General features: G+C 53.3%; 23 protein-coding genes and 1 riboswitch. Of the genes, 13 read left to right on the top strand and 10 right to left on the bottom strand.

Going from position 1 to position 18,707, the window contains the following annotated elements; genetic code table 11:
• Positions 1 to 39: 39 nt before the first annotated feature.
• A complete protein-coding gene (locus CPH80_RS05080; protein WP_096275902.1) occupies positions 40 to 996 on the top strand; it encodes a hypothetical protein in 957 nt (318 codons plus the stop codon).
• Positions 997 to 1,007: 11 nt separating this feature from the next.
• On the opposite strand, the gene CPH80_RS05075 is transcribed toward CPH80_RS05080, so the two are convergent.
• Both CPH80_RS05075 and CPH80_RS05070 read right to left on the bottom strand, forming a co-directional pair.
• Complete coding sequence (locus tag CPH80_RS05075) at positions 1,008 to 1,667, bottom strand: methyltransferase family protein (protein ID WP_096275901.1); 660 nt, start codon at positions 1,665 to 1,667, stop codon at positions 1,008 to 1,010.
• A gap of 292 nt (positions 1,668 to 1,959) precedes the next feature.
• Positions 1,960 to 2,379, bottom strand: a complete 420-nt coding sequence (locus tag CPH80_RS05070) for a c-type cytochrome (protein WP_096275900.1) — start codon at positions 2,377 to 2,379, stop codon at positions 1,960 to 1,962.
• Between the two features lie 150 nt (positions 2,380 to 2,529).
• On the opposite strand from CPH80_RS05070, the gene CPH80_RS05065 reads away from it, so the two are divergent.
• From CPH80_RS05065 to CPH80_RS05055, 3 genes are all read left to right on the top strand, one after another.
• On the top strand, positions 2,530 to 2,790 hold the full coding sequence (locus tag CPH80_RS05065; protein ID WP_096275899.1) for a YHS domain-containing protein: 261 nt from the start codon (positions 2,530 to 2,532) through the stop codon (positions 2,788 to 2,790).
• Positions 2,783 to 3,121: a DUF5676 family membrane protein gene (locus CPH80_RS05060; RefSeq protein ID WP_096275898.1), complete on the top strand. Its 339-nt coding sequence runs from the start codon at positions 2,783 to 2,785 to the stop codon at positions 3,119 to 3,121. Before CPH80_RS05065 ends, CPH80_RS05060 begins: the two co-directional genes overlap by 8 nt.
• 99 nt (positions 3,122 to 3,220) lie before the next feature.
• Entirely contained in the window at positions 3,221 to 4,177 is a 957-nt protein-coding gene (locus CPH80_RS05055) for a DMT family transporter (protein ID WP_197703609.1), read from the top strand.
• Positions 4,178 to 4,324: 147 nt separating this feature from the next.
• Here the strand turns inward: CPH80_RS05055 and CPH80_RS05045 are convergent, their stop codons facing one another.
• The gene (locus CPH80_RS05045) at positions 4,325 to 5,575 is read right to left on the bottom strand and encodes an MFS transporter (RefSeq protein WP_096275897.1); all 1,251 of its coding nucleotides are present in this window, start codon (positions 5,573 to 5,575) and stop codon (positions 4,325 to 4,327) included.
• Positions 5,576 to 5,655: 80 nt separating this feature from the next.
• A complete protein-coding gene (gene lgt / locus CPH80_RS05040; protein ID WP_096275896.1) occupies positions 5,656 to 6,456 on the bottom strand; it encodes a prolipoprotein diacylglyceryl transferase in 801 nt (266 codons plus the stop codon).
• Between the two features lie 233 nt (positions 6,457 to 6,689).
• Here lgt and CPH80_RS05035 point away from each other — a divergent pair, with 233 nt between their 5' ends.
• Together CPH80_RS05035 and dmeF are read left to right on the top strand one after the other, a co-directional pair.
• Entirely contained in the window at positions 6,690 to 6,968 is a 279-nt protein-coding gene (locus CPH80_RS05035) for a metal/formaldehyde-sensitive transcriptional repressor (RefSeq protein ID WP_096275895.1), read from the top strand.
• Positions 6,969 to 7,009: 41 nt separating this feature from the next.
• Positions 7,010 to 7,954: a CDF family Co(II)/Ni(II) efflux transporter DmeF gene (gene dmeF / locus CPH80_RS05030; protein WP_096275894.1), complete on the top strand. Its 945-nt coding sequence runs from the start codon at positions 7,010 to 7,012 to the stop codon at positions 7,952 to 7,954.
• Positions 7,955 to 7,998: 44 nt separating this feature from the next.
• Here the strand turns inward: dmeF and CPH80_RS05025 are convergent, their stop codons facing one another.
• Positions 7,999 to 8,556, bottom strand: coding sequence for a manganese efflux pump MntP family protein (locus CPH80_RS05025; protein WP_096275893.1), 558 nt, complete (start codon positions 8,554 to 8,556; stop codon positions 7,999 to 8,001).
• Positions 8,557 to 8,570: 14 nt separating this feature from the next.
• Positions 8,571 to 8,732: riboswitch (yybP-ykoY riboswitch) on the bottom strand.
• A gap of 183 nt (positions 8,733 to 8,915) precedes the next feature.
• Between CPH80_RS05025 and CPH80_RS05020 the strand changes: the two genes are divergently transcribed.
• The 4 genes from CPH80_RS05020 to CPH80_RS05005 all read left to right on the top strand — a co-directional run bounded on the left by CPH80_RS05020 (position 8,916) and on the right by CPH80_RS05005 (position 11,081).
• Positions 8,916 to 9,296 (top strand): hypothetical protein, encoded by a 381-nt coding sequence (locus tag CPH80_RS05020; protein WP_096275892.1) that lies wholly within the window; start codon positions 8,916 to 8,918, stop codon positions 9,294 to 9,296.
• Positions 9,297 to 9,364: 68 nt separating this feature from the next.
• On the top strand, positions 9,365 to 10,096 hold the full coding sequence (locus tag CPH80_RS05015) for a HupE/UreJ family protein (protein ID WP_096275891.1): 732 nt from the start codon (positions 9,365 to 9,367) through the stop codon (positions 10,094 to 10,096).
• Between the two features lie 11 nt (positions 10,097 to 10,107).
• On the top strand, positions 10,108 to 10,704 hold the full coding sequence (locus tag CPH80_RS05010) for a hypothetical protein (protein ID WP_096275890.1): 597 nt from the start codon (positions 10,108 to 10,110) through the stop codon (positions 10,702 to 10,704).
• 29 nt (positions 10,705 to 10,733) lie between these two features.
• Complete coding sequence (locus CPH80_RS05005; protein ID WP_096275889.1) at positions 10,734 to 11,081, top strand: DUF6488 family protein; 348 nt, start codon at positions 10,734 to 10,736, stop codon at positions 11,079 to 11,081.
• A gap of 467 nt (positions 11,082 to 11,548) precedes the next feature.
• Here the strand turns inward: CPH80_RS05005 and CPH80_RS05000 are convergent, their stop codons facing one another.
• The 5 genes from CPH80_RS05000 to CPH80_RS04980 all read right to left on the bottom strand — a co-directional run bounded on the left by CPH80_RS05000 (position 11,549) and on the right by CPH80_RS04980 (position 16,412).
• Positions 11,549 to 12,163, bottom strand: coding sequence for an undecaprenyl diphosphate synthase family protein (locus CPH80_RS05000; protein ID WP_096275888.1), 615 nt, complete (start codon positions 12,161 to 12,163; stop codon positions 11,549 to 11,551).
• A 371-nt stretch (positions 12,164 to 12,534) separates the two neighbouring features.
• Positions 12,535 to 13,347: a copper resistance protein B gene (locus CPH80_RS04995; RefSeq protein WP_096275887.1), complete on the bottom strand. Its 813-nt coding sequence runs from the start codon at positions 13,345 to 13,347 to the stop codon at positions 12,535 to 12,537.
• The gene (locus CPH80_RS04990) at positions 13,340 to 15,172 is read right to left on the bottom strand and encodes a copper resistance system multicopper oxidase (protein ID WP_096275886.1); all 1,833 of its coding nucleotides are present in this window, start codon (positions 15,170 to 15,172) and stop codon (positions 13,340 to 13,342) included. Before CPH80_RS04990 ends, CPH80_RS04995 begins: the two co-directional genes overlap by 8 nt.
• 203 nt (positions 15,173 to 15,375) lie before the next feature.
• Positions 15,376 to 15,792: a hypothetical protein gene (locus CPH80_RS04985; protein ID WP_096275885.1), complete on the bottom strand. Its 417-nt coding sequence runs from the start codon at positions 15,790 to 15,792 to the stop codon at positions 15,376 to 15,378.
• Between the two features lie 101 nt (positions 15,793 to 15,893).
• A complete protein-coding gene (locus CPH80_RS04980; RefSeq protein WP_096275884.1) occupies positions 15,894 to 16,412 on the bottom strand; it encodes a DsrE family protein in 519 nt (172 codons plus the stop codon).
• A 257-nt stretch (positions 16,413 to 16,669) separates the two neighbouring features.
• Here CPH80_RS04980 and CPH80_RS04975 point away from each other — a divergent pair, with 257 nt between their 5' ends.
• The 3 genes from CPH80_RS04975 to CPH80_RS04960 all read left to right on the top strand — a co-directional run bounded on the left by CPH80_RS04975 (position 16,670) and on the right by CPH80_RS04960 (position 18,676).
• The gene (locus CPH80_RS04975) at positions 16,670 to 17,626 is read left to right on the top strand and encodes a hypothetical protein (protein WP_096275883.1); all 957 of its coding nucleotides are present in this window, start codon (positions 16,670 to 16,672) and stop codon (positions 17,624 to 17,626) included.
• Positions 17,627 to 17,816: 190 nt separating this feature from the next.
• Positions 17,817 to 18,443 (top strand): glutaredoxin domain-containing protein, encoded by a 627-nt coding sequence (locus CPH80_RS04965; RefSeq protein WP_096275881.1) that lies wholly within the window; start codon positions 17,817 to 17,819, stop codon positions 18,441 to 18,443.
• On the top strand, positions 18,440 to 18,676 hold the full coding sequence (locus CPH80_RS04960) for a hypothetical protein (protein WP_096275880.1): 237 nt from the start codon (positions 18,440 to 18,442) through the stop codon (positions 18,674 to 18,676). Before CPH80_RS04965 ends, CPH80_RS04960 begins: the two co-directional genes overlap by 4 nt.
• Positions 18,677 to 18,707 lie beyond the last annotated feature (31 nt).

Genomic DNA, 18,707 nt, shown 5'->3' with positions numbered 1-18,707 from the left:
GATCAAGTCTGAACAACTTACTTACGTTACGGGCTCCAAATGCAAGACGTGACCCAGGATAACCAACAAACACCCAATACCCGCGCAGATCGGCTCAACCGACAGTGCTACTGCGTCACTCTTGACCGCAAAGCCCTCAACGAGAGTCTTCGGAATCAATTCGAGGACGCAGGAAACGAAGCATCAGCGGCCCCGGAGCTTGATCATCTTTTTTCAAATACACCGGTTTTCGTCCCCCAAGCTGACATTGAGACGATGGAACGGATCGTTCAGGCGATCGAATCAGCCGCCAAGCAGGCTCTGGATGGATTTGAGGACGCGGTGTTAGACATGTTTCAACAGGAGTGGCAAAAGCAGCGTACTGACTCGATGCCCAGCCGCTTGGCCATTGTGGACGATGCCCCGGAGACCCAGTTCATGTTCCCTGAATTCCAGCTGGCCCAACAGCTACTTCAGGCCAGAGGCATTGATACCTTGATACTCGACCCGTCAGAGCTTGAATACGTCGGTGGTGCCTTGACCGCAAAGGGCAAACGCATCGATATGGTGTACAACCGACTGGTGGACTTCGCACTGGACGCCCCGACTCATGAGGCTCTAAGAGGCGCGTATCTCGACGGCGCGGTGGTGGTGACACCCAGCCCCCGTGTGCATGCGCTCATGGCCGACAAACGAAACCTGATCCTGCTGTCCGATCCCCAGAGCCTGCGCGACTGGGGGCTGAGTGATGCTGATGCAGGCTATCTGGAGCAAGCCGTGCCAAGGACCCGGCGCGTTTTCGAAAACATTATTAAAGGCGACTATATCGCACAGAACTTCGTTCCTGCGGGGGAACGAACCATGAGAATTGACGGCACCTTCACCACGAGAAAGGTCGACATTCGCCTTTACACCTACGCGGGGAAACGTTTGCTTGCCGCAGCCCGTGTATACCAAGGCCAGGCCACCAACTTTCGCACGCCCGGTGGTGGATTCGCGCCCGTGTTTCAGGTGTGATTGCCTGCCTATCACCCATCACTGCTGTCTCGTGAAGCGGCGGCGAGCTGACGCCAGCGGCCCCAACGCGGGATGAACATGGGCACCTGCCGCTGATAGGCGCGGTAAGCCTCACCGAACTGCTTGAATACCTGCTGTTCCTCACGCCGTGCCAGCCAGGCGTATACCAGCACAATCACTGGAAAAAGGCCCACCGAGAACAGCGTTGGCCAATGCACCACGCCTTCTCCGAACAGGGCGATGAATAACCCTGTGTACTGCGGGTGCCGCACATACGCATACAGCCCGTCGGTTACCAGACGGTTGTCACCTCGTGCCTTGTGGACCTGACGCCATCCTTGCATAAAGAGCCCGATCCCAATAAAGGCGAGCGCATAGCCGAGAAGCATTGAGATCAACATGCCGGTTTCGCCGAGCCCAACCAGGGTCGACCATAGACTGGCGCTGACATACTCGCTGTCCAGACCGAAAAAGCGTACCAACAAATAGATGGTGAGCGGAAAGCCGTACATTTCGGCATAAAGCGCGATAATAAAGGCCTGCACCACCCCGGCACCAGCCCATTCCCGCCAGTTCTTCGGTGCGAAATAACGGTAGAAAAACCACGACACCAAAACGATAACGATCAGTGTTATGCCCCAGGCGCCAGCGTGGTTGAACGATTCATTCATGATTTGTTATACCTGTATCGCGCACGATTATTGGCACCTGTACGGGCCCTGAATGCCTGGTGTGTGAAGCTCGAATCGCGAGGCCAGATGCCAGAAAAGCCCCAGCAGCTAAAATCAACTTTCATACTGAGTGAACCACAACGACCTGAATTCAAACTGAATGCGCTGGTCTTTAAATATCTTACTTGATCCGAATCAATTCGGTGATGATCCTGAAAAAGCAGCCCCAGCTGTTCGTGCTGCAAAGGCTGGGCAGAACATCTTGAGCGCAACGGTTTTGAAGATCGGAAGGCTAGAGCCCACTCCTTTCAAACCATGCTTCATATATCCGCTTGTCCCATTTGCTCTGAACGTAGGCGATAGCGGCTTTTTGGTCGTCCTTGGAGAGTTCGTCTCCGAAGGCCGGCATTTGCCCACCCATGGGGGCGCCACCTTGATTGATTGTGCGCATCAACATATCGAGTGGATGGTGCCAGGCGTGGCCCGTTCCGTTGAGCGGGGGCGGCGGATAGGAGCCATCCTTCAGGGATTTTCTCCAATTGAAGGAGCCTTGAGCGTTGCCGCCATGGCAGCTTGCGCAGTTGTCGTCGAATACAGTTGCGCCGCGCTCGATCTGGGCTTGAGTGTACCAGCGACCGTCTACCGTCTGTTCGCCGCAGCCGCTGATTAATGCCACCAAAAGAACGCCTAAAGAGGCTTTTTTCCTACCCATGCTGTTTTTCCTCGATTTCGTACCATTCGAATATACTCTCCTTGACACTCGCTTGTTTACGCCGTGTTTCATACCGCCATTCAGCTTCAATTAAGCTTCGTAGTATAGGCTGTGGTTAGTTGATGGATCGATGGCTAAAGGAGAGATGCGATGAACGAACTGGCGTACTTCATGTTTTGGGCAGTAATCCTCTTCCTGATGATGCGTTTTGGCTGCGGTGCTCATGTGATGGGCCATGGACGTAGTAAGACCGTTAGCACCGAAACAGCCAAACCAAGCGTCCATGACGGCCATGTCTATTACTTCTGCTCGCGTGACTGCCGGGAACGCTTCGAGGCTGCACCCGAGCAATATCTCGCCGGTGATGATGCCAAGCACCCACACGCCCAACCGGAGAACGAACATGTCTGACGTCGAGACCGCTTCGAGCACCAAGCTTAAATTGCGTTATGGCACACCCTTGCCGGTTCAAGCCGTGCCACGGATCCCGGTGATCGCCCTGGGGATGAGCCTCGGTCTGTTCCTGGCCGTGACCTTCATTCTTTGCGTCGGTTTCGACCTGCTATTTCCCGACCGGGCGATGTATGAGAGTTGGTTGCGCCTGCTGCCTGGCTTCACTTGGTTGAGCTGGCCAAGTTTTTTCCTGGGCCTGGCGGAAAGCTTCGGCTACGGCTGGTACGTGGCGCTAATCTTCGGCCCCCTCTACAACTTCTTTGCCGCTCGTATCAATCAGCGAAGATGAGCTTGAGGCCACCTCGCCTGCATGTCTCCCACGGCGCCAAGCAGCTCTCGAAGGCGTGTGCGGCACTATCAATTCTGTTTCAAGACAAGGATAAGTCGTATGAATCCTAAAAGCAGCAGTCACGGCCAGCGAGGGCTGAATATGAAGACCTTGCTCCTACTGGCGCTGATTACGATCTCCGAGGCGACCATCGGGGTATTCGTCAAGCTCACGGACGGGCTGATTGCCGTTCACACGCTAACGTTCTATGCGATGGCTTTCGCGGCCGGCTTTCTGTTCATCGCGCGTGCTCTGGCGAGCGGCGAATGGCCGCGATTCCCCAAAGGCAATGTGCGTGACACGGCCCTCATTGGAGTATTGATCGCCGCTCAGGGCGGCGCCTTCAACTTCGCCATGACATTGGTGCCAATTGCCAACGCGGTGATCTTCTGGAGCATCGCACCATTTTTCGTATTCATTTTTTCGGCGCTGTTTTTGGGCGAGAAGGCGCGCAGGAGTTATCTCCTTATCTTCGCAATCGCCCTGATCGGCATTGTCATTGCCAATCCACTTGGCAGTGGCAATATGCTGGGTAATTTCGTGGCACTGGCGACCGGTGCTATCTATGCCGCGATGGTGACCTATATGCGCTATGAGGGTAAGACCGAGACGGGTAACGATATTGCCTGGTCGCTGCTGGTCGCCGCGCTGGTGCTCTCGCCCGCCCTGATACTTGCCGGCCCTGGCAAGGTGGCGGCAACCATCCCGTATACGATGCTTGGGATAGAGGTGCCAGTCATGATCTGGGCGGCTGGCTTGGGCATCATCTCTACCGGGTTTGCCTACTTCGGTATCTCCATTGTGTTGAAGACAATCAACGCCAATGTCTATGCACTCACCGATATCATTGTCTCGCCCGTTGTGGCCTCGACATTGGGCTATCTGATCTTTGCCGAAGTGCCCGGAGAAGGGATGCTTTATGGCGGTGCGATGCTGCTCAGTGCCGGGTTCTGGCTGTCATGGGAGATGTCGAAAACGGCGAAGAATCCTGCCGTTCATCCATGTCAGGGTTCATAGTAATGTTTTCTATGCCAACACGACATCAATCGTTCGCACTCTGACAGCTCTAAAACGCCGAGGCTTACTTCTTCGTGCCAGAGGCACACTGTTACGCAGGGCAACGGATCCGTGGGAAAGCCATCTCCATGGCCGGTGTTTGATCGCTCATGACCTTCTCCCTGAGATTTGTTCATCTGAACTGGCAACGTTGCCTCGTTGAACAACTCTTCCAGAGACAATTCCGGTAGCCACCAGCATCGCCCCTGTGATCCAGTAGGCGGCGTTCATGTTCAACGCAAAGAGCAGGCCGCCAAGTCCCGCTCCTGTGGCTTGACCCAAACTGTTGGCGGCATTTATCAAACCGAGCGCCGCTCCGGTTTGTTGCCTTTGCCCCTTGGATGTAAGCGCAGTAAGGTTTGGCGTGATCACCGCCATGCCGAACGCCAGTAGTGCTACAATGGTCAGGATCATGGTAGTTCCACGAGCGAACAGGAGGATCGCCAGAGCGAGTCCCATCAGGACAAACCCCCCTGCAATCTGATACCCCGCCCTCACCCTCGGCGCAAGATAGCCAACAGCCCCACCTTGAAATACAGCCATCACCAGAGCGCAGATCGTGAAAATAACACCGACCATTTCAGGTCCGTACTGCAACATTTCCCGTGCGTGGAGCGCAAAGGTTGCCTCGAACATCGTCAATCCGAATTGCGCCGCCAGCGCAAGGGCCAGAAGCGGCCAGAGCTGAATACCCAGATCACGCCAATTGGTAGCCGACTGCTTCCCGGGGGTGAACGCGTTGGCGCAAGGCAGCGTTTCGGGCAGCCACAGAACAACCACCGGAAGCGTGAGTAAAGCCAGGAGGGCGGCCGCAAAGAACGGGAGCGAGAAGGCAGGGATAATGAACGGATCGGGTCCCATGCCGAGTTGCAGATCGCTACCAGCCAGCAAACCGCCAAAGGCCGGACCAAACATGACGCCCAAGCTCATCGCGGTGCCTTCCCATGCCATGCCACGGCTTCGTTCATCCTCGGATGTCAAATCGGCCACGTAAGCTGTTACTGCGGGGAACATTGCCGCGGAGAGGATGCCCCCGATGATCCGGGCACCGTAAAACAACCACAGTGAGTCCGCCAATCCAAACATCACCTGCGCGATCGCAAAACCCCCGATCCCAATCAACACCAGCGGTTTCCGTCCAACGCGGTCCGACCAGCGCCCCCAGAGCGGAGCGAAGAGAAATTGCATCAGTGCGAAGATTCCGGTCAGCAGCCCCACGTGCATCGCTGCTTCCCGCACGGATGCCCCGCCCTCAATAGCAAGACGCTCGGTATAAAATGCAAACACCGGCAGCGTCATGCCGAAGCCGATCATGACCAGGAACAAACAGAAGAACAGCACTGACAAACGTTTTATCATAATCCTATGGCTATCCGTTTGAACTCGCTTTTTTCCATCGTCAATAGTGACTCCATGTGCGCTGAATCGGCAATTCTCTATCAGGTTTTCGCCGCCTTTGTCATATTAATGGGCTGGTATCTCGACCAAACAATCAAGACAAGTCCACCAATGATCATAGGCAGAGTTAACAACTGCCCCATGGTCATCCAGCCAAAGGCGATGAACCCCAGCTGCGAGTCGGGAAGGCGAACAAACTCGACAGAAAAACGAAAAAGCCCGTAGAGCAACAAGAACAAGCCGGAGGTTGTTCCATTTCGGCGAGGATTGACCGAGAACCACCACAGCACAGCGAACAACACAACACCTTCCAGTGCAAACTCATACAGTGACGACGGGTGGCGTGGCGCCGGCCCCAGATTGGGGAACACCATGGCCCAGGGTACATCGCTGGCACGCCCCGGAAGTTCGTGATTGATAAAGTTACCGATGCGCCCTGCCCCTAGGCCAATCGGCACCAGTGGCGCGATAAAGTCCGTAAGCCGAAAAAAACGTAAGTTTTGTTTGCGGGCAAAGACCAGAGCCGCGACCAATACCCCGACAAAGCCCCCATGAAAACTCATGCCGCCTTCCCAGATTTTGAGTAACCAAAGCGGATTGTCGGCCAACTTGTCTAAACCGTAGAACAGCGCATACCCGAGGCGACCGCCCAATATGACACCCATCACGCAGTAGAAAATCAGCGTTTCGACTGCATCGGTGCTCAACCCCAATCGAAGAGCCCGGCGACGTGCCAGCCACCAGGCAGCCAGAAAGCCCACCAGGTACATCAGGCCGTACCAATGGATTTGCAACGGGCCCAATGAAATCGCTATCGGATCGATTTTTGGATAGTTAAGCATTGGTTTTCAGATCCCTGAACGAGAGAATGGATCAGTGAACCACAACGACCTGAATTCAAACCGAATGCGCAGATTGTCAAAGCATCGCATTTGATCCGAATCAATTCGGCGACAGTCCGGAAAAAGCTGCAGTCGTCTAGCTCGACATTTTAGTCCCTGACTTACAGTCCATGGCAATTTTCCATCGCTCCAGATACCCTACCCCCCTATCCTATATTCTTGACTGGTCATTAATGAGCCACATCACACATAACAAATCGAAATTGCTGGGCCGCGTGCGCCGTATACGCGGCCAAGTTGAAGCATTGGAGCGAGCCCTCGATACAGATAAAGGCTGCGCTGAAGTGTTACATCAGATCGCCGCCGTCCGCGGTGCCACGAATGGTCTTATGGCAGAAGTCATGGAAGACCATATGCAAATGCATGTCGCCAATCCCAGTATTACAAGCGACGCCGAACGCAACCAGGGTGCCAATGAGCTGATGGACGTCATTCGGACTTACCTCAAGTAGACGCACTCAACCAAAGCCAATTTTTTTCAGGACACTGACGTATGCACGACGAACATATTGCACAATGGCATCACGATCACGCCTTTGGGCAAGATCAGAAACGGTCTGGTGAAAAACGCACATTAATCGTCGTCGGACTGACTCTGGTGATGATGGTCTGGGAAATTGCAGCCGGCTTGGTCTATGGCTCCATGGCACTGCTTGCCGATGGCCTGCACATGGGCTCGCATGCGACGGCGCTGGGCATCGCTGCGTTCGCATACGCGTACGCCAGGAAGAACGCCACTAACGCCCGTTTCAGTTTTGGTACCGGCAAGGTGAATGCACTGGGAGGATTCACCGGTGCCATACTTTTAGCTGGATTCGCACTTTTTATGGTGATTGAAAGCGTCGACCGTTTTATGAATCCGGTTGTCATTTCGTTCAACGGAGCTATTTTTGTTGCGGTTATAGGTTTGATCGTAAATGGCGTATCGGCCTGGATTCTTGGCGACGATCATGATCACAGCCACGCCTATCATGAAGATGGATCACGCAACCACCATCACCACAGCCATCACGATCATAATCGCCAAGCGGCTTATTTCCACGTGCTGGCCGACGCGCTCACGTCTCTCCTAGCCATCATAGCCCTGCTTGCCGGCAAATATGCGGGATGGAATTGGATGGACCCGGTTATGGGCATTGTTGGAGCCATACTTATCACCCGCTGGTCTTGGACCCTACTGCGGACCACGGCGAGTGTATTACTCGACGAACAGCAGGCAAGTATCGTCCAAGACATCAAACGTACGGTGGAATGTGAGGATACGCATGTGAGTGACCTCCATGTCTGGTCGATTGGACCCAATCTGTACGCCGCTATTGTCGCGATCGTTGCCCATTATCCGCAGTCTCCCGGCCATTACCGTGACCGAATCCAAACCGGCCACTCGTCCCTCGTACACGTGACAGTGGAAGTCGAAAGCTGCCCATCGCATTCCTAACGGAGCTGCCACTCAAGGGCGTGGGATAGATCAATTGCTGAGAGTTAAAGATTGCCTGACAAGATCCATGCACCAACGGCAATCAGTGTCAGGCCGCCCATAATTTCAGCCTTCTGGCCGATCAGTGAACCCACGACTCGTCCCAACATGACGCCTAGCGTAACCATTACCGTTGTGGCCAGGCCAATGAGCCCAGCAGCCAGAAATATGTTCACCTCTACAAATGCCAAGCTTACACCCACTGCCATTGCATCAATACTGGTGCCAAATGCGGTCAAAACGATCTTGAGAAAAGAATGTCTAGAGGGCTTTTCTATCGCTTCCCTACATGGTTTCAGACCTTCATAGAGCATGTGAAAGCCAAGAGCCACCAATAACGCGAACGCTATCCAGTGACCCCAAACATCCACATAAGACGCGGCGACATTGCCGATTAACCAACCGATAAGGGGCGTGATGGCCTCAATTAATCCAAAAATGAGGCCCATTCTTAACGCTTCGAAGAACCGGGGATTTTTAAGGCTTGCTCCCTTGCATATGGCTACTGCAAACGCATCAGTAGACATTGAAAGAGCCAACAACAGAAGGGCTATGGGGTTCATTCGATGTTCTCCGGCCGGGCGTTGAGTCCACGATATATGCACACGCCCGACCATCAGGCATGGATATATCGATGGTCTCGCCAACCGAGAGGTGTTCGCACCATGGCGTTTGGCCAGGTATGTTGATACGAACTCTTCCGTGTGCCGGAAGCAGGCTACTCCCCAAAGAGCGCTAAATTTAGCACAGTCGCCTTACGAATCAAACTGGAAGGCGGTTAACTTAACCGCGAACCTCTTGCACCACCGGAAAGTGGACTCAGCCTTTGTCACGATCCTCCTGTAGCAAAAACATACCTTTGCAATGCTTGCGAGATTTAGATAATCTCCGAGCGTTAATCCCGCAACTGATGAGAGACTCCGTGTTTCTGAGCCAAACTCAATCCACCACCGGCAGAGCGATTTTGATCGTCACAGCACTGTCGTTGCTGATCCTTTTTCAAGGAGCGTGGGCCTCGGACCAGAACGCACATCAAGCCTCACAGAGGCTGTCTCTGATCGAATTTGCTGAAGATCATGGGCATTTTCACCCCTCGTCTCTCGATCACCTCCATGTCGACACAGTCGAGATGAGTGACGGCGATCACCTGCTGCTCCATGCGCTGGGCGCGTTTGAAAACCACATGCCATTGGATCTTGCAGCGGTGCCACTTCCCCCTGGGCAGGCTATGCCCGAATTGCAACGGCCGCCATCACCACTGCCTGAGCAGGCGTCCGTGTTATATCGCCCTCCAAAAGCCTGAATTCACACCTGATGTTGGCGTAATACCGCCGTTCACACGTTTTGATTCCATAATTCGGAGATCACCGAATGACGTTTTTGCCGTTACTGCGCGTTTCAGGCGTAGAAAGGTGTGTGCGTGGGCTTTTGCTTTTTGCTGGAGCCTTCGCCTGCCTGTTCTTTTCCCCTCTGCTCTTTGCTCATGGCGTTGAAGAAGGTGATGCCCTGTTCATTGAACAAGCAAGCGGGGCACAGTTGTTGCCCTTTATCTATCTGGGCGCCAAACACATGGTGACCGGTTATGACCACCTGCTGTTCCTGGCGGGGGTCATTTTCTTCCTGTACCGCATGAAGGATGTGGGCATCTATGTGACTCTGTTTGCCGTGGGCCACAGTGTCACGCTGCTGTATGGCGTGCTCAGTGAAACCAACGTTAACGCTTACATGGTCGATGCCATTATCGGTTTTTCCGTTGTCTACAAGGCGATGGATAACCTGGGGGCTTTTCGACGCTGGTTTGGGTTTCAACCCAATACCAAAGCAGCTGTTCTCATCTTCGGGTTCTTTCACGGATTTGGTCTGGCCACAAAGCTCCAGGACTTCACGTTGTCTGAAGATGGCCTGGTGGCAAATATCCTCGCGTTCAATGTAGGCGTCGAGATCGGTCAGCTGATGGCCTTGGGCGTCATTCTGATCGCCATGAATTTCTGGCGCAGAACAGACCTCTTTCCCCGCCAGGCGTTCGCCGCCAACGTCCTGTTAATGAGCACCGGTTTTATGCTGATGGGTTATCAGCTGACTGGCCTGTACTCGGTTTCCTGAGGAGATAGATCATGCAAGACATTTCAAATATGAATCGTGAAGGGCTGCCTTCGACAAAGAGCCTGATCAAGGCAACCGGCGTTGCGGCGCTCATCGGCCTGCTGGCTCTGATTACGGCTATTCTGCCTGCGGAATATGGCATTGATCCGACCGGGTTGGGCCAGAAGATGGGGCTGACTATGCTCAGCCAGGCAGAGGCTGCGGAGCCTGCATCTCCCGAAGCCGGTTCCTCCTCAGACAACCTGCTCGCGCTTTCAGCAGGTCCTGTGTGGAAGACTCAGAGCACGCTCAGCTCCGACACCACGACCGTCACGCTGAAACCGGATGAAGGCCTTGAAGTGAAGGCCACCATGAACGCCGGTGACCGTATGGTCTTCAACTGGGCCTCAGAAGGCGGCCCGGTTAATTTTGACATGCACGGTGAGCGTTTTAATGACGGCGACAATTTTACCAGCTACTGGCAGGGAAGAAATGAACCCGCCGCAAACGGTGCCTTCGAGGCGCCATTTGACGGTACCCATGGCTGGTATTGGCGTAATCGCGGCGACGAGACGGTCACCATCGTCCTCCAGACCAGCGGTTTTTATGACGGCATCAGCAAGAAGTAATCAATCAATAATCGTTAAGGAGTTATTCCATGAAAAAGTTCATTCTTTCGTTCACGACCGCTATCGTTTTGTCATTCTCGGGCCAGGCATTTGCTGGCGCAGGCCATAGCCACGGTGTTTCAGAGCCTATCTCCGAAGCACAGGCAACCCAGAAAGCTGAGGCCATAAAGCAGCAACTGGTCAGCTCGGAGCAGGTGTCCTCCGAGTGGAAGGGTGTTGAGGCTGGCAGCCCGCAGCAGCGTTCTACCTCGGCCGGTAATCTGTGGGTTATTGAGTACGCAAACCCACAGGCCGCTGATGAGAATAAGGCCAAGCTGTTCGTGTTTGTGGATGAGTTCGGTAACCCCGTTGGAGCGAACCACACCGGCGAATTGTAAAAGTCAAGAAGCATAGTTAGGGCGCGTTACTCAATGGGTAACGCGCCCTTGCCGCTTTGATCGCCGGCATCAAAGCGTCTGCTGATCGCTGTCGTCGATCGTGCCGAGAACGACCAGCACGGGTGTCTGATTCGCCAGCTTATGCAAAAACATGAATTCGATGTATAGCGGCATGGGCAAAGAAGCGGCGCAAACAGAGGTTATCAAGAATGAGAATATGCAACGCCTTCATAAAAATGAGTAAAACTGAACTAAGGGATCCTCAGGATTCGTCAAAATAAAATATTTAAAACCACGCCCTAAAACACAATGAGCACTGATACCATAAGATATATTTCAGCCACGTTCATGGTAACGTGGCTAATTATTTTACCCTGAATATACTCTGAATGTGCTCTTCCTCATGTTTCTAACCCAATTACCCAAAAACATCCATTTTGTGGAATAGGTCAGCAACACCAGCCGGATTAACCGCCGAGTGTTTGGTCCTGGTTTTTAAACCAAGAGAGGGCCTGTTCAAAATGCTGTGGCTGGTAATCTGGCCAATATTCGTCCCGGACATAAAAATCCGCGTAAACGGATTGCACCGGGAGAAAACCGCTCAAGCGCCGACCCCCGCCCCAGCGCACAATCAAATCCAGACGTGACACGTCATTTGAGCGCAAGTCACCATTTTTAAGGCCGGCCAGATCCCATTCCCAGCCATAATTGACGAGTAGATTTACTTTCATTCCACTGCCCTTGCGCTGCCGGAATTCTTTTAACTCCTCAGGGAATTGCGCCGAGGTCTCATCACCAACGACAAGCAAGGCTGCGCCACGACGCGCAATTTCACGAGCGAATGCAACGCTGGCATCGCTGAATGCCTGTTTCTGAATGACAGACCGCTTGGTATTATCTTGGGTAAAGCAATAGATGGAAGCTTCCGCGATTCGGTGTTCCTTGCATTTCTCGTACAACAACAATCCTGGATCGATACCAAAAGCATATCCAGCCTCTTTCGGCAGGCCGTGGCCTACAGCCCAGCGGCGATTTCCATCGGGAATGAAACCGATATGACGGGGCGTATTATTTGCTGCCATTGGTGATCCCTATTCAAAGATGGTCGGTGGCTATACGATATGAAGATTGCCATTGATTAGCTCTACGTTACCACAGTATGAGAGACCTTTAGACCATGTCGAAAATCAAAGTGCGCGTCTGCATACTATGACGCTGAGCAGTATCGTGGTTAACTGACTCCGGACAGTATTCGACACGAAGGCACTGAAATGTGTACGGAGGAAACGATTAAAGAAATAAAAAAGGATTCAACCAAAGACCATCAAATAGTTGAGTCACGCTCGATCGGAATAGCTGAGACTGAGCTCAGTGAGACGGAAAGATATTATCCAGCCCATCCAAATTAAATTTGGACTTACGAGCAAGTGAGAACTCCTATTACTGAGCCAGTTTAGTACCAGGCACGTATACCAACAACAAACGCCGTTGAGGACGAACTTTCTCCAGCTCTTAATGCATAGTCTTTGGTATCTCCATATTTCTGTGTGTAGCTTACACCGAGATAGGGAGCGAACTCGCGCCAGATTTCATAGCGCAATCGGAGGCCCATTTCAGTGTTGTTAAAACCCTCCCCAAGTCCGTACTCAGGCACATCCTGTGCTGAGGCATTAATTTCCAGTCGCGGTTGTAGTATCAAACGTTGAGTGAGGCGCTGGTCATACTCGAATTCTCCGCGAAAGCTGACATCCCCATCCTCGCTGACATACAGAGACGTGTCGCTCCCAAGCCGATAAGGTGCCAGGCCTTGGATGCCCAAGACACCAAAGGCGCGATCAGGATTCGGGTTAACGTCGTAGCGAATACCCGCCTGCACGCTCCAGAAAGGAGCAATAGTTCTATTGTACAGAGCCTGAAATTCGGTGCTCTCCGGCGATTTCCCATTGTTCACTCCGCCCTCGCCTTCTGTCTTCCACCAAAACTTGTTGATGTCACCACCGACCCACCCCTGACCGCTCCAGACATAGCTTTTCGAACCGTCGTTTCCATCATGGTACTCAAACCGATCAAGCAGCGAGAACTGATAAATCTTTTCATCCGTGACGGGTTTTTTCCAGCCCACCGGCGCCCCGCTTGACCGGTCGACATCCCCTTGCGGAATTACCGCGTTAAGATCACTCTTACCATCATCCGCCGCTTTGGCAACATTAACGAGGCCTCCCCCGATAAGTCCTGAGAGTGCAATAGTCAGTAATTCTTTACGCATTATCGACCCCTAATTTGTTGCTGACACGGACGACACGGAACATGCCCATTTCCATGTGATAGAGCAAATGACAATGGAAGGCCCAGCGTCCTGGTTCGTCAGCCGTAACCAATAGTGATACCCGCGACCCGCCCAGAACGCTGATGGTATGTTTGAAAGGCAGGTGATCACCCTGATTATTCTCCAACTCCATAAACATACCGTGTAGATGTATAGGGTGCTCCATCATGGTGTCGTTCACCATAACCAGGCGAATACGCTCACCGTATGGAAACTCGATGGGGGTCGAATCAGAATATTTCACGCCGTCGAACGACCACATATAACGGTCCATATTTCCCGTTAGATGAACCTCGATAGTTCGCGACGGCGGGCGTTTGTCCGCCATCGGTTTGACGTTACGCAACTGGCTGTAGGTCAGTACCCGGTGATCCACCTCTTCCAACCCGGTACCTCGCTCGTCCAGTCGATAGCGCTGAACGTCCGCCACCGTCAGATTACCCGGTCCATGCTCACCGGGGCCGTGTCGGGCTATGACAGGTCCCGATTTTTCCATCATGGCACCAGTGCCACCGCCCTTTGCCATCCCGCCCATGCTACTTGAGCCGTGCTTCATGCCAGTCATGTCCTTCACCGCAGCTTGATCGCCAGACATGTCCATTCCGCTCATGTCCATGCCCATGTCCACCATAGTACGCTGGGGCTGGGACCTCAGTGGCGGAACTGCGGCGCTCAGACCTTGCCGGGGGGCCAGAGTCCCGCGAGCATAGCCAGAGCGATCCATAGACTCGACCATCAGAGTGTAGGCTTTGCTGTCTTTTGGTTCGACGATGACATCGTAGGTTTCGGCAACGCCAATCTGGAACTCGTCGGTCTCCACTGGCTGGACGTTCTGCCCATCCGAGCTGACAACCGTCATGGGAAGGCCTGGAATACGGAAGTTGAAATAGCTCATCGCGGATGCATTGATTACCCGCAGCCTCACTCTCTCTCCGGGTTCAAAAGTACCGGTCCAGTTGGCGTCCGGGTGCACACCATTGATCAGATAAGTGTAGGTATGACCGGTAACATCCGCGATGTCACGCGGACTCATCCGCATTCTGCCCCAGGCAAGACGATCCTGGATGGTTTTGGACCAACCTGCTTTCTCAACGTCTTCAACGAAGTCGACCGCTGTCCGCCGACTGAAATTATAGTAGTCACTCATTTCTTTCAGCTTGGCGAGCAAGCGATGGGGATCTTCAAAGGTCCAGTCATTCAGCACGACCACATATTCGCGGTCCGATTTGACTGGTTCCGGCTTCGCCGGATGAATCACAATAGGGCCGGTCTGACCAACCTGTTCCTGAAGCCCTGAGTGGCTATGATACCAATAGGTGCCAGCCTGACGGACCGGGAAGTTCGCTTCGAAGGTTTCGCCGGGTTTGATCCCGGGAAACGCGACCCCAGGGACGCCGTCCATCTGAAACGGCAGGAGAATTCCGTGCCAGTGGATGGACGTATCCTCAGCCGTCAAATGATTATGAACACGTAAAAGGGCGCTGTATCCCTCCCAAAGCTCTACCAGTGGGCCCGGAACCGAATGGTTAATGGTAATAGCTGAGGTCTGGCCTCCGGCAATATCAATCGTCTCACGGCGAATATGAAGGTCCATTTCTACTGACCGCGGCTGGCCCCCGGGAACCCTGGCTCCATTTTCAAGCAATCGACGGTTAACCCCTGCCCGGGCATAGCCAGGAAGCAACGCCTCAAAACCCGCAAGCATTCCTGTGGCAGCCATTGCCTTCAGCAGTTGCCGCCGATTTTTGCTGTAACTGTGACTCATAGTACTAACCTCAAATAAATAGCCTATTGGCCTGACTCATAGAGATCCGGCTGATGAGCCAGACCGCGATAGTCCTCTGATTCCGTTCGGCCTCTCAGGTACACCACCACCGGGATACTCCAAATGTGCTCTTCCTCATGTTTCTAAACCAACTGCCCAAAAAACATCCATTTTGTGGAATAGGTAAGCAACACCAGCAGGATTCAGAAAAACCATTGCACCTCCAACAGGGCCAGAGGCTTCAGCCTCCCGAACTCGCTGTCGTCGTCACCACCGAACCATTGTGCCCCGGCTGTAAGATAAGTTTCCCGGGCCACCGGCAGAGCCCACGTTGAACGGGGATAGAACACCCAGCTGGCGTCATCAGCATTGCGTATCATCACTATCCGATAATCCCAAAGTGGATTGATGTCCTGCGATACAAGCATGCCGGTATAGTGACGGCCTGCATCAAGGGGTTCGCTGGTCGTCAAGCGACTCAAGTCAAGCGCTCTTGGCTGCACCGTCTGACCATTGTAATAGTATTCCAGGGCCAGGTTGACACCGTTGCGCAGAGACCAGTTGAGGTTGGTTACAGCCTGCCAGTAGTCATCCGCCTCATCACGGTCGCTCCAGACCATCTCGTTTCCCCGGCCGGCTGGCAAGGGCTCCAACCGTGCGTGGTCATTACCTGGCAGTCCAACACACAAAACTGAAACAGGCCTGAAACAACCTTTTTTGTTTAGGGGATTCGGACAACCGCGTACCCCTGCATCTGATAGCCGATGACCGAGACGAAACCATTATCTACCGGGTCGATCTCCGGAATGATCGTCGCCTCATCTACACCCATCCCTTTCAAAGCGTAACGGCAAACTTCCAGCGTCACCCCGTCCTTCTTCATTTGTTTAAGAGTCGCCTGGAATTTCTGTACCTCGACCAGTTCTGCCTCATTAAAGGGTGCGCTGTCAGTCGAGAGCAGTTTCACCACCGGCCCGTGAAAAACGATGGCGATGTTGGGATCTTTCGCAAGTGCCTGCACTTCAGGTGCTTCGTAGGAGTTCTTTATTACCATGAAAACGGGGTTGACGACCTTGGGATCACCTTGGCTCACCTCGTAGACAGCGTCATAGTTTTTAACGCTCTTCAGAGCATTATCGTACCCGGCTGCTCCTGCAGGTACAGACATCAGGACCATATAGACGGCCGCAAAGAAGATGCGGGGAATTCGGCGAAATATGCTTCTATAATTGATGATCATGACAAATCTCCTTGTGGGATAGGAACTTGTTTTTTGTTAACCAACCCATAAAAATCCTCCAAAATCTAAAATGCTTTCTCCAAACTAATACAGGTACGATATATCTTAAATGTATCAGTTTAGAGCAAGTTGGGTTCTAGTAGTCCAACACACGAAGCTGAATTAGACCTGAAAAAAGTTGCCAAATATGTACTTGTTTGACGAGGATCAAGGCCGAAACTACAGTCCGAACAACTTACTTACACTACGGGCTCCAAATGGAAGACGTGACTCAGAAAAACCAACGAATCACCAATACTCGCGCAGACCAGCTCAACCGGCAGTGCTACTGCGTCACTCTTGACCGCAAAGCCCTCAACGAGAGTCTCAGGAAACAATTTGTGGACGCAGGAAACGAAGTATCAGCGACCCCTGAGCTCGATCATCTTTTTTCAAACACACCGGTTTTCGTCCCCCAAGCTGACATTGAGACGATGGAACGGATCGTTCAGGCGATCGAATCAGCCGCCAAGCAGGCTCTGGATGGATTTAAGGACGCGGTGTTCGACATGTTTCAACAGGAGTGGCAGAAACAGCGCACTGACTCGATGCCCAGCCGCTTGGCCATTGTGGACGATGCCCCGGAGACCCAATTTATGTTTCCCGAATTCCAGCTGGCCCAACAGCTACTCCAGGCCAGAGGAATTGATACTTTGATACTCGACCCATCAGAGCTTGAATACGTCGATGGTGCATTGATAGCAGAGGGCAAGCCCATCGACATGGTGTACAACCGGCTGGTGGACTTCGCACTGGACGCCCCGGCTCATGACGCGCTAAGGCGCGCGTATCTCGACCGCGCGGTGGTGGTAACACCCAACCCCCGTGTGCATGCGCTCATGGCCGACAAACGGAACCTCGCTCTGCTGTCCGATCCCCAGACCCTGCGCGACTGGGGGCTGAGTGATGCTGATGCAGGCTATCTGGAGCAAGCCGTGCCAAGGACCCGGCGCGTTTTCGAAAACATTGTGAACGGCGACTATATCGCGCAGGAATTCGTTCCTGCGGGGGAACGAAGTCTGAGAATTGATGGCATCGTGACAAAGAGAAAGGTCGACATTCGCCTTTACACCTACGCGGGGAAACTTCTTCTTACCGCTGCTCGCGTGTACCAGGGCCAGACCACCAACTTTCGTACGCCTGGTGGTGGTTTCGCGCCTGTGTTTCAGGTGTGATTGTCTACCTCTCACACATCACGTCAGCTGGTTGAACTATCAAAAAGGTTACCTACACTTTTTATCTTGAACCTGCCGCCCCCCCCCGAGACCGATGCGGGCGAAGGCGCCGGTCTAATTTTTGATCTGATGATCGAGCCGCTGCGCGCAGATTTGGACGGCTACTGGACCTGCAGCTGAAGGAGGCTTTATGCCAAGCGATACTCAGATGAAGAAGGCCGTCCTGTACCGGATGGTTATGCCTGAGCATACCTGCCCTTTTGGCCTGAAGTCCAAGGACTTGCTGGAGCGTGAGGGCTTCGAGGTTGAGGATCACTACCTGGAGACCCGCGAAGATACGGACGCCTTCATGCGCGAGCATGACGTTAAGACTACGCCACAGACTTTCATCGATGATGAGCGGATCGGCGGCTATGACGACCTTCAGGTCCATTTCGGCAAGAAGAACCCGGACGCCGACGACACAACCTATCAGCCGATTATCGCGCTGTTCTCGATCACGGTATTGCTTGCACTGGCTTTCGCCTGGGTCGCGCTACCATCGGTGTTCGCATGGCAGACGCTGGGTTGGTTCATCTCAATATCCATGGTCCTGCTGGGTCTGCAGAAGTTGAAGGACATCGAGAGCTTCTCGACCATGTTCCTGAACTACGATTTACTGGCGAAGCGCTGGGTGCGTTATGGCTATGTCTATCCTTTGTCATCCGGGCGCTGGGCGGCGAAATCTATGCCACGTACTGACGTGCTCGTATTGCAATCCTGTCGCCATGCTCTCGTTTATTTATGCCTGATCAACTCAAGGAAAACCAAATCATGAAATTTATCGACACTATTTTGCTGATGTTGCTCACGGTCGCGCCGGCCGCGGCCCTTGCGCAGGGGCCCGGCAGAATGGATGACACCAGCATGATGGGAGACTGGATGACGCAAGGCAGCATGATGGGCGGCCCGATGATGTTTGTCTGCATGCTGTTCCTCTTGCTGATCATTGTCTTGCTAGTGCTAGCCGTCTTGTCGTTGATCAAGTACCTGCGTGGTGGGGATCGGTGAGTCATATTCATGTCTGGAGTATCTCTGGCCA

The sequence above is a fragment of the Marinobacter sp. LV10R510-11A genome, from assembly GCF_900215155.1.
GTDB lineage: Bacteria > Pseudomonadota > Gammaproteobacteria > Pseudomonadales > Oleiphilaceae > Marinobacter.
Note: the sequence above shows the minus strand (reverse complement) of the source record. Positions and strands in the feature narration are given on the sequence as shown.

Excerpts from the sequence above, each read along its gene's own strand:
- lgt (WP_096275896.1), bottom strand. The coding sequence starts at position 6,456 with ATGCTTAACTATCCAAAAATCGATCCGATAGCGATTTCATTGGGCCCG.
- CPH80_RS04980 (WP_096275884.1), bottom strand. The coding sequence starts at position 16,412 with ATGATCATCAATTATAGAAGCATATTTCGCCGAATTCCCCGCATCTTC.
- CPH80_RS04975 (WP_096275883.1), top strand. The coding sequence starts at position 16,670 with ATGGAAGACGTGACTCAGAAAAACCAACGAATCACCAATACTCGCGCA.
- CPH80_RS05060 (WP_096275898.1), top strand. The coding sequence starts at position 2,783 with ATGTCTGACGTCGAGACCGCTTCGAGCACCAAGCTTAAATTGCGTTAT.
- CPH80_RS05045 (WP_096275897.1), bottom strand. The coding sequence starts at position 5,575 with ATGATAAAACGTTTGTCAGTGCTGTTCTTCTGTTTGTTCCTGGTCATG.
- CPH80_RS05080 (WP_096275902.1), top strand. The coding sequence starts at position 40 with ATGCAAGACGTGACCCAGGATAACCAACAAACACCCAATACCCGCGCA.
- CPH80_RS05025 (WP_096275893.1), bottom strand. The coding sequence starts at position 8,556 with ATGAACCCCATAGCCCTTCTGTTGTTGGCTCTTTCAATGTCTACTGAT.
- CPH80_RS05075 (WP_096275901.1), bottom strand. The coding sequence starts at position 1,667 with ATGAATGAATCGTTCAACCACGCTGGCGCCTGGGGCATAACACTGATC.
- CPH80_RS04965 (WP_096275881.1), top strand. The coding sequence starts at position 17,817 with ATGCCAAGCGATACTCAGATGAAGAAGGCCGTCCTGTACCGGATGGTT.
- CPH80_RS05000 (WP_096275888.1), bottom strand. The coding sequence starts at position 12,163 with ATGGCAGCAAATAATACGCCCCGTCATATCGGTTTCATTCCCGATGGA.
- CPH80_RS05055 (WP_197703609.1), top strand. The coding sequence starts at position 3,221 with ATGAATCCTAAAAGCAGCAGTCACGGCCAGCGAGGGCTGAATATGAAG.
- CPH80_RS05005 (WP_096275889.1), top strand. The coding sequence starts at position 10,734 with ATGAAAAAGTTCATTCTTTCGTTCACGACCGCTATCGTTTTGTCATTC.
- CPH80_RS04990 (WP_096275886.1), bottom strand. The coding sequence starts at position 15,172 with ATGAGTCACAGTTACAGCAAAAATCGGCGGCAACTGCTGAAGGCAATG.
- CPH80_RS05070 (WP_096275900.1), bottom strand. The coding sequence starts at position 2,379 with ATGGGTAGGAAAAAAGCCTCTTTAGGCGTTCTTTTGGTGGCATTAATC.
- dmeF (WP_096275894.1), top strand. The coding sequence starts at position 7,010 with ATGCACGACGAACATATTGCACAATGGCATCACGATCACGCCTTTGGG.
- CPH80_RS05065 (WP_096275899.1), top strand. The coding sequence starts at position 2,530 with ATGAACGAACTGGCGTACTTCATGTTTTGGGCAGTAATCCTCTTCCTG.
- CPH80_RS05015 (WP_096275891.1), top strand. The coding sequence starts at position 9,365 with ATGACGTTTTTGCCGTTACTGCGCGTTTCAGGCGTAGAAAGGTGTGTG.
- CPH80_RS05035 (WP_096275895.1), top strand. The coding sequence starts at position 6,690 with ATGAGCCACATCACACATAACAAATCGAAATTGCTGGGCCGCGTGCGC.
- CPH80_RS04960 (WP_096275880.1), top strand. The coding sequence starts at position 18,440 with ATGAAATTTATCGACACTATTTTGCTGATGTTGCTCACGGTCGCGCCG.
- CPH80_RS04985 (WP_096275885.1), bottom strand. The coding sequence starts at position 15,792 with ATGGTCTGGAGCGACCGTGATGAGGCGGATGACTACTGGCAGGCTGTA.
- CPH80_RS05010 (WP_096275890.1), top strand. The coding sequence starts at position 10,108 with ATGCAAGACATTTCAAATATGAATCGTGAAGGGCTGCCTTCGACAAAG.
- CPH80_RS04995 (WP_096275887.1), bottom strand. The coding sequence starts at position 13,347 with ATGCGTAAAGAATTACTGACTATTGCACTCTCAGGACTTATCGGGGGA.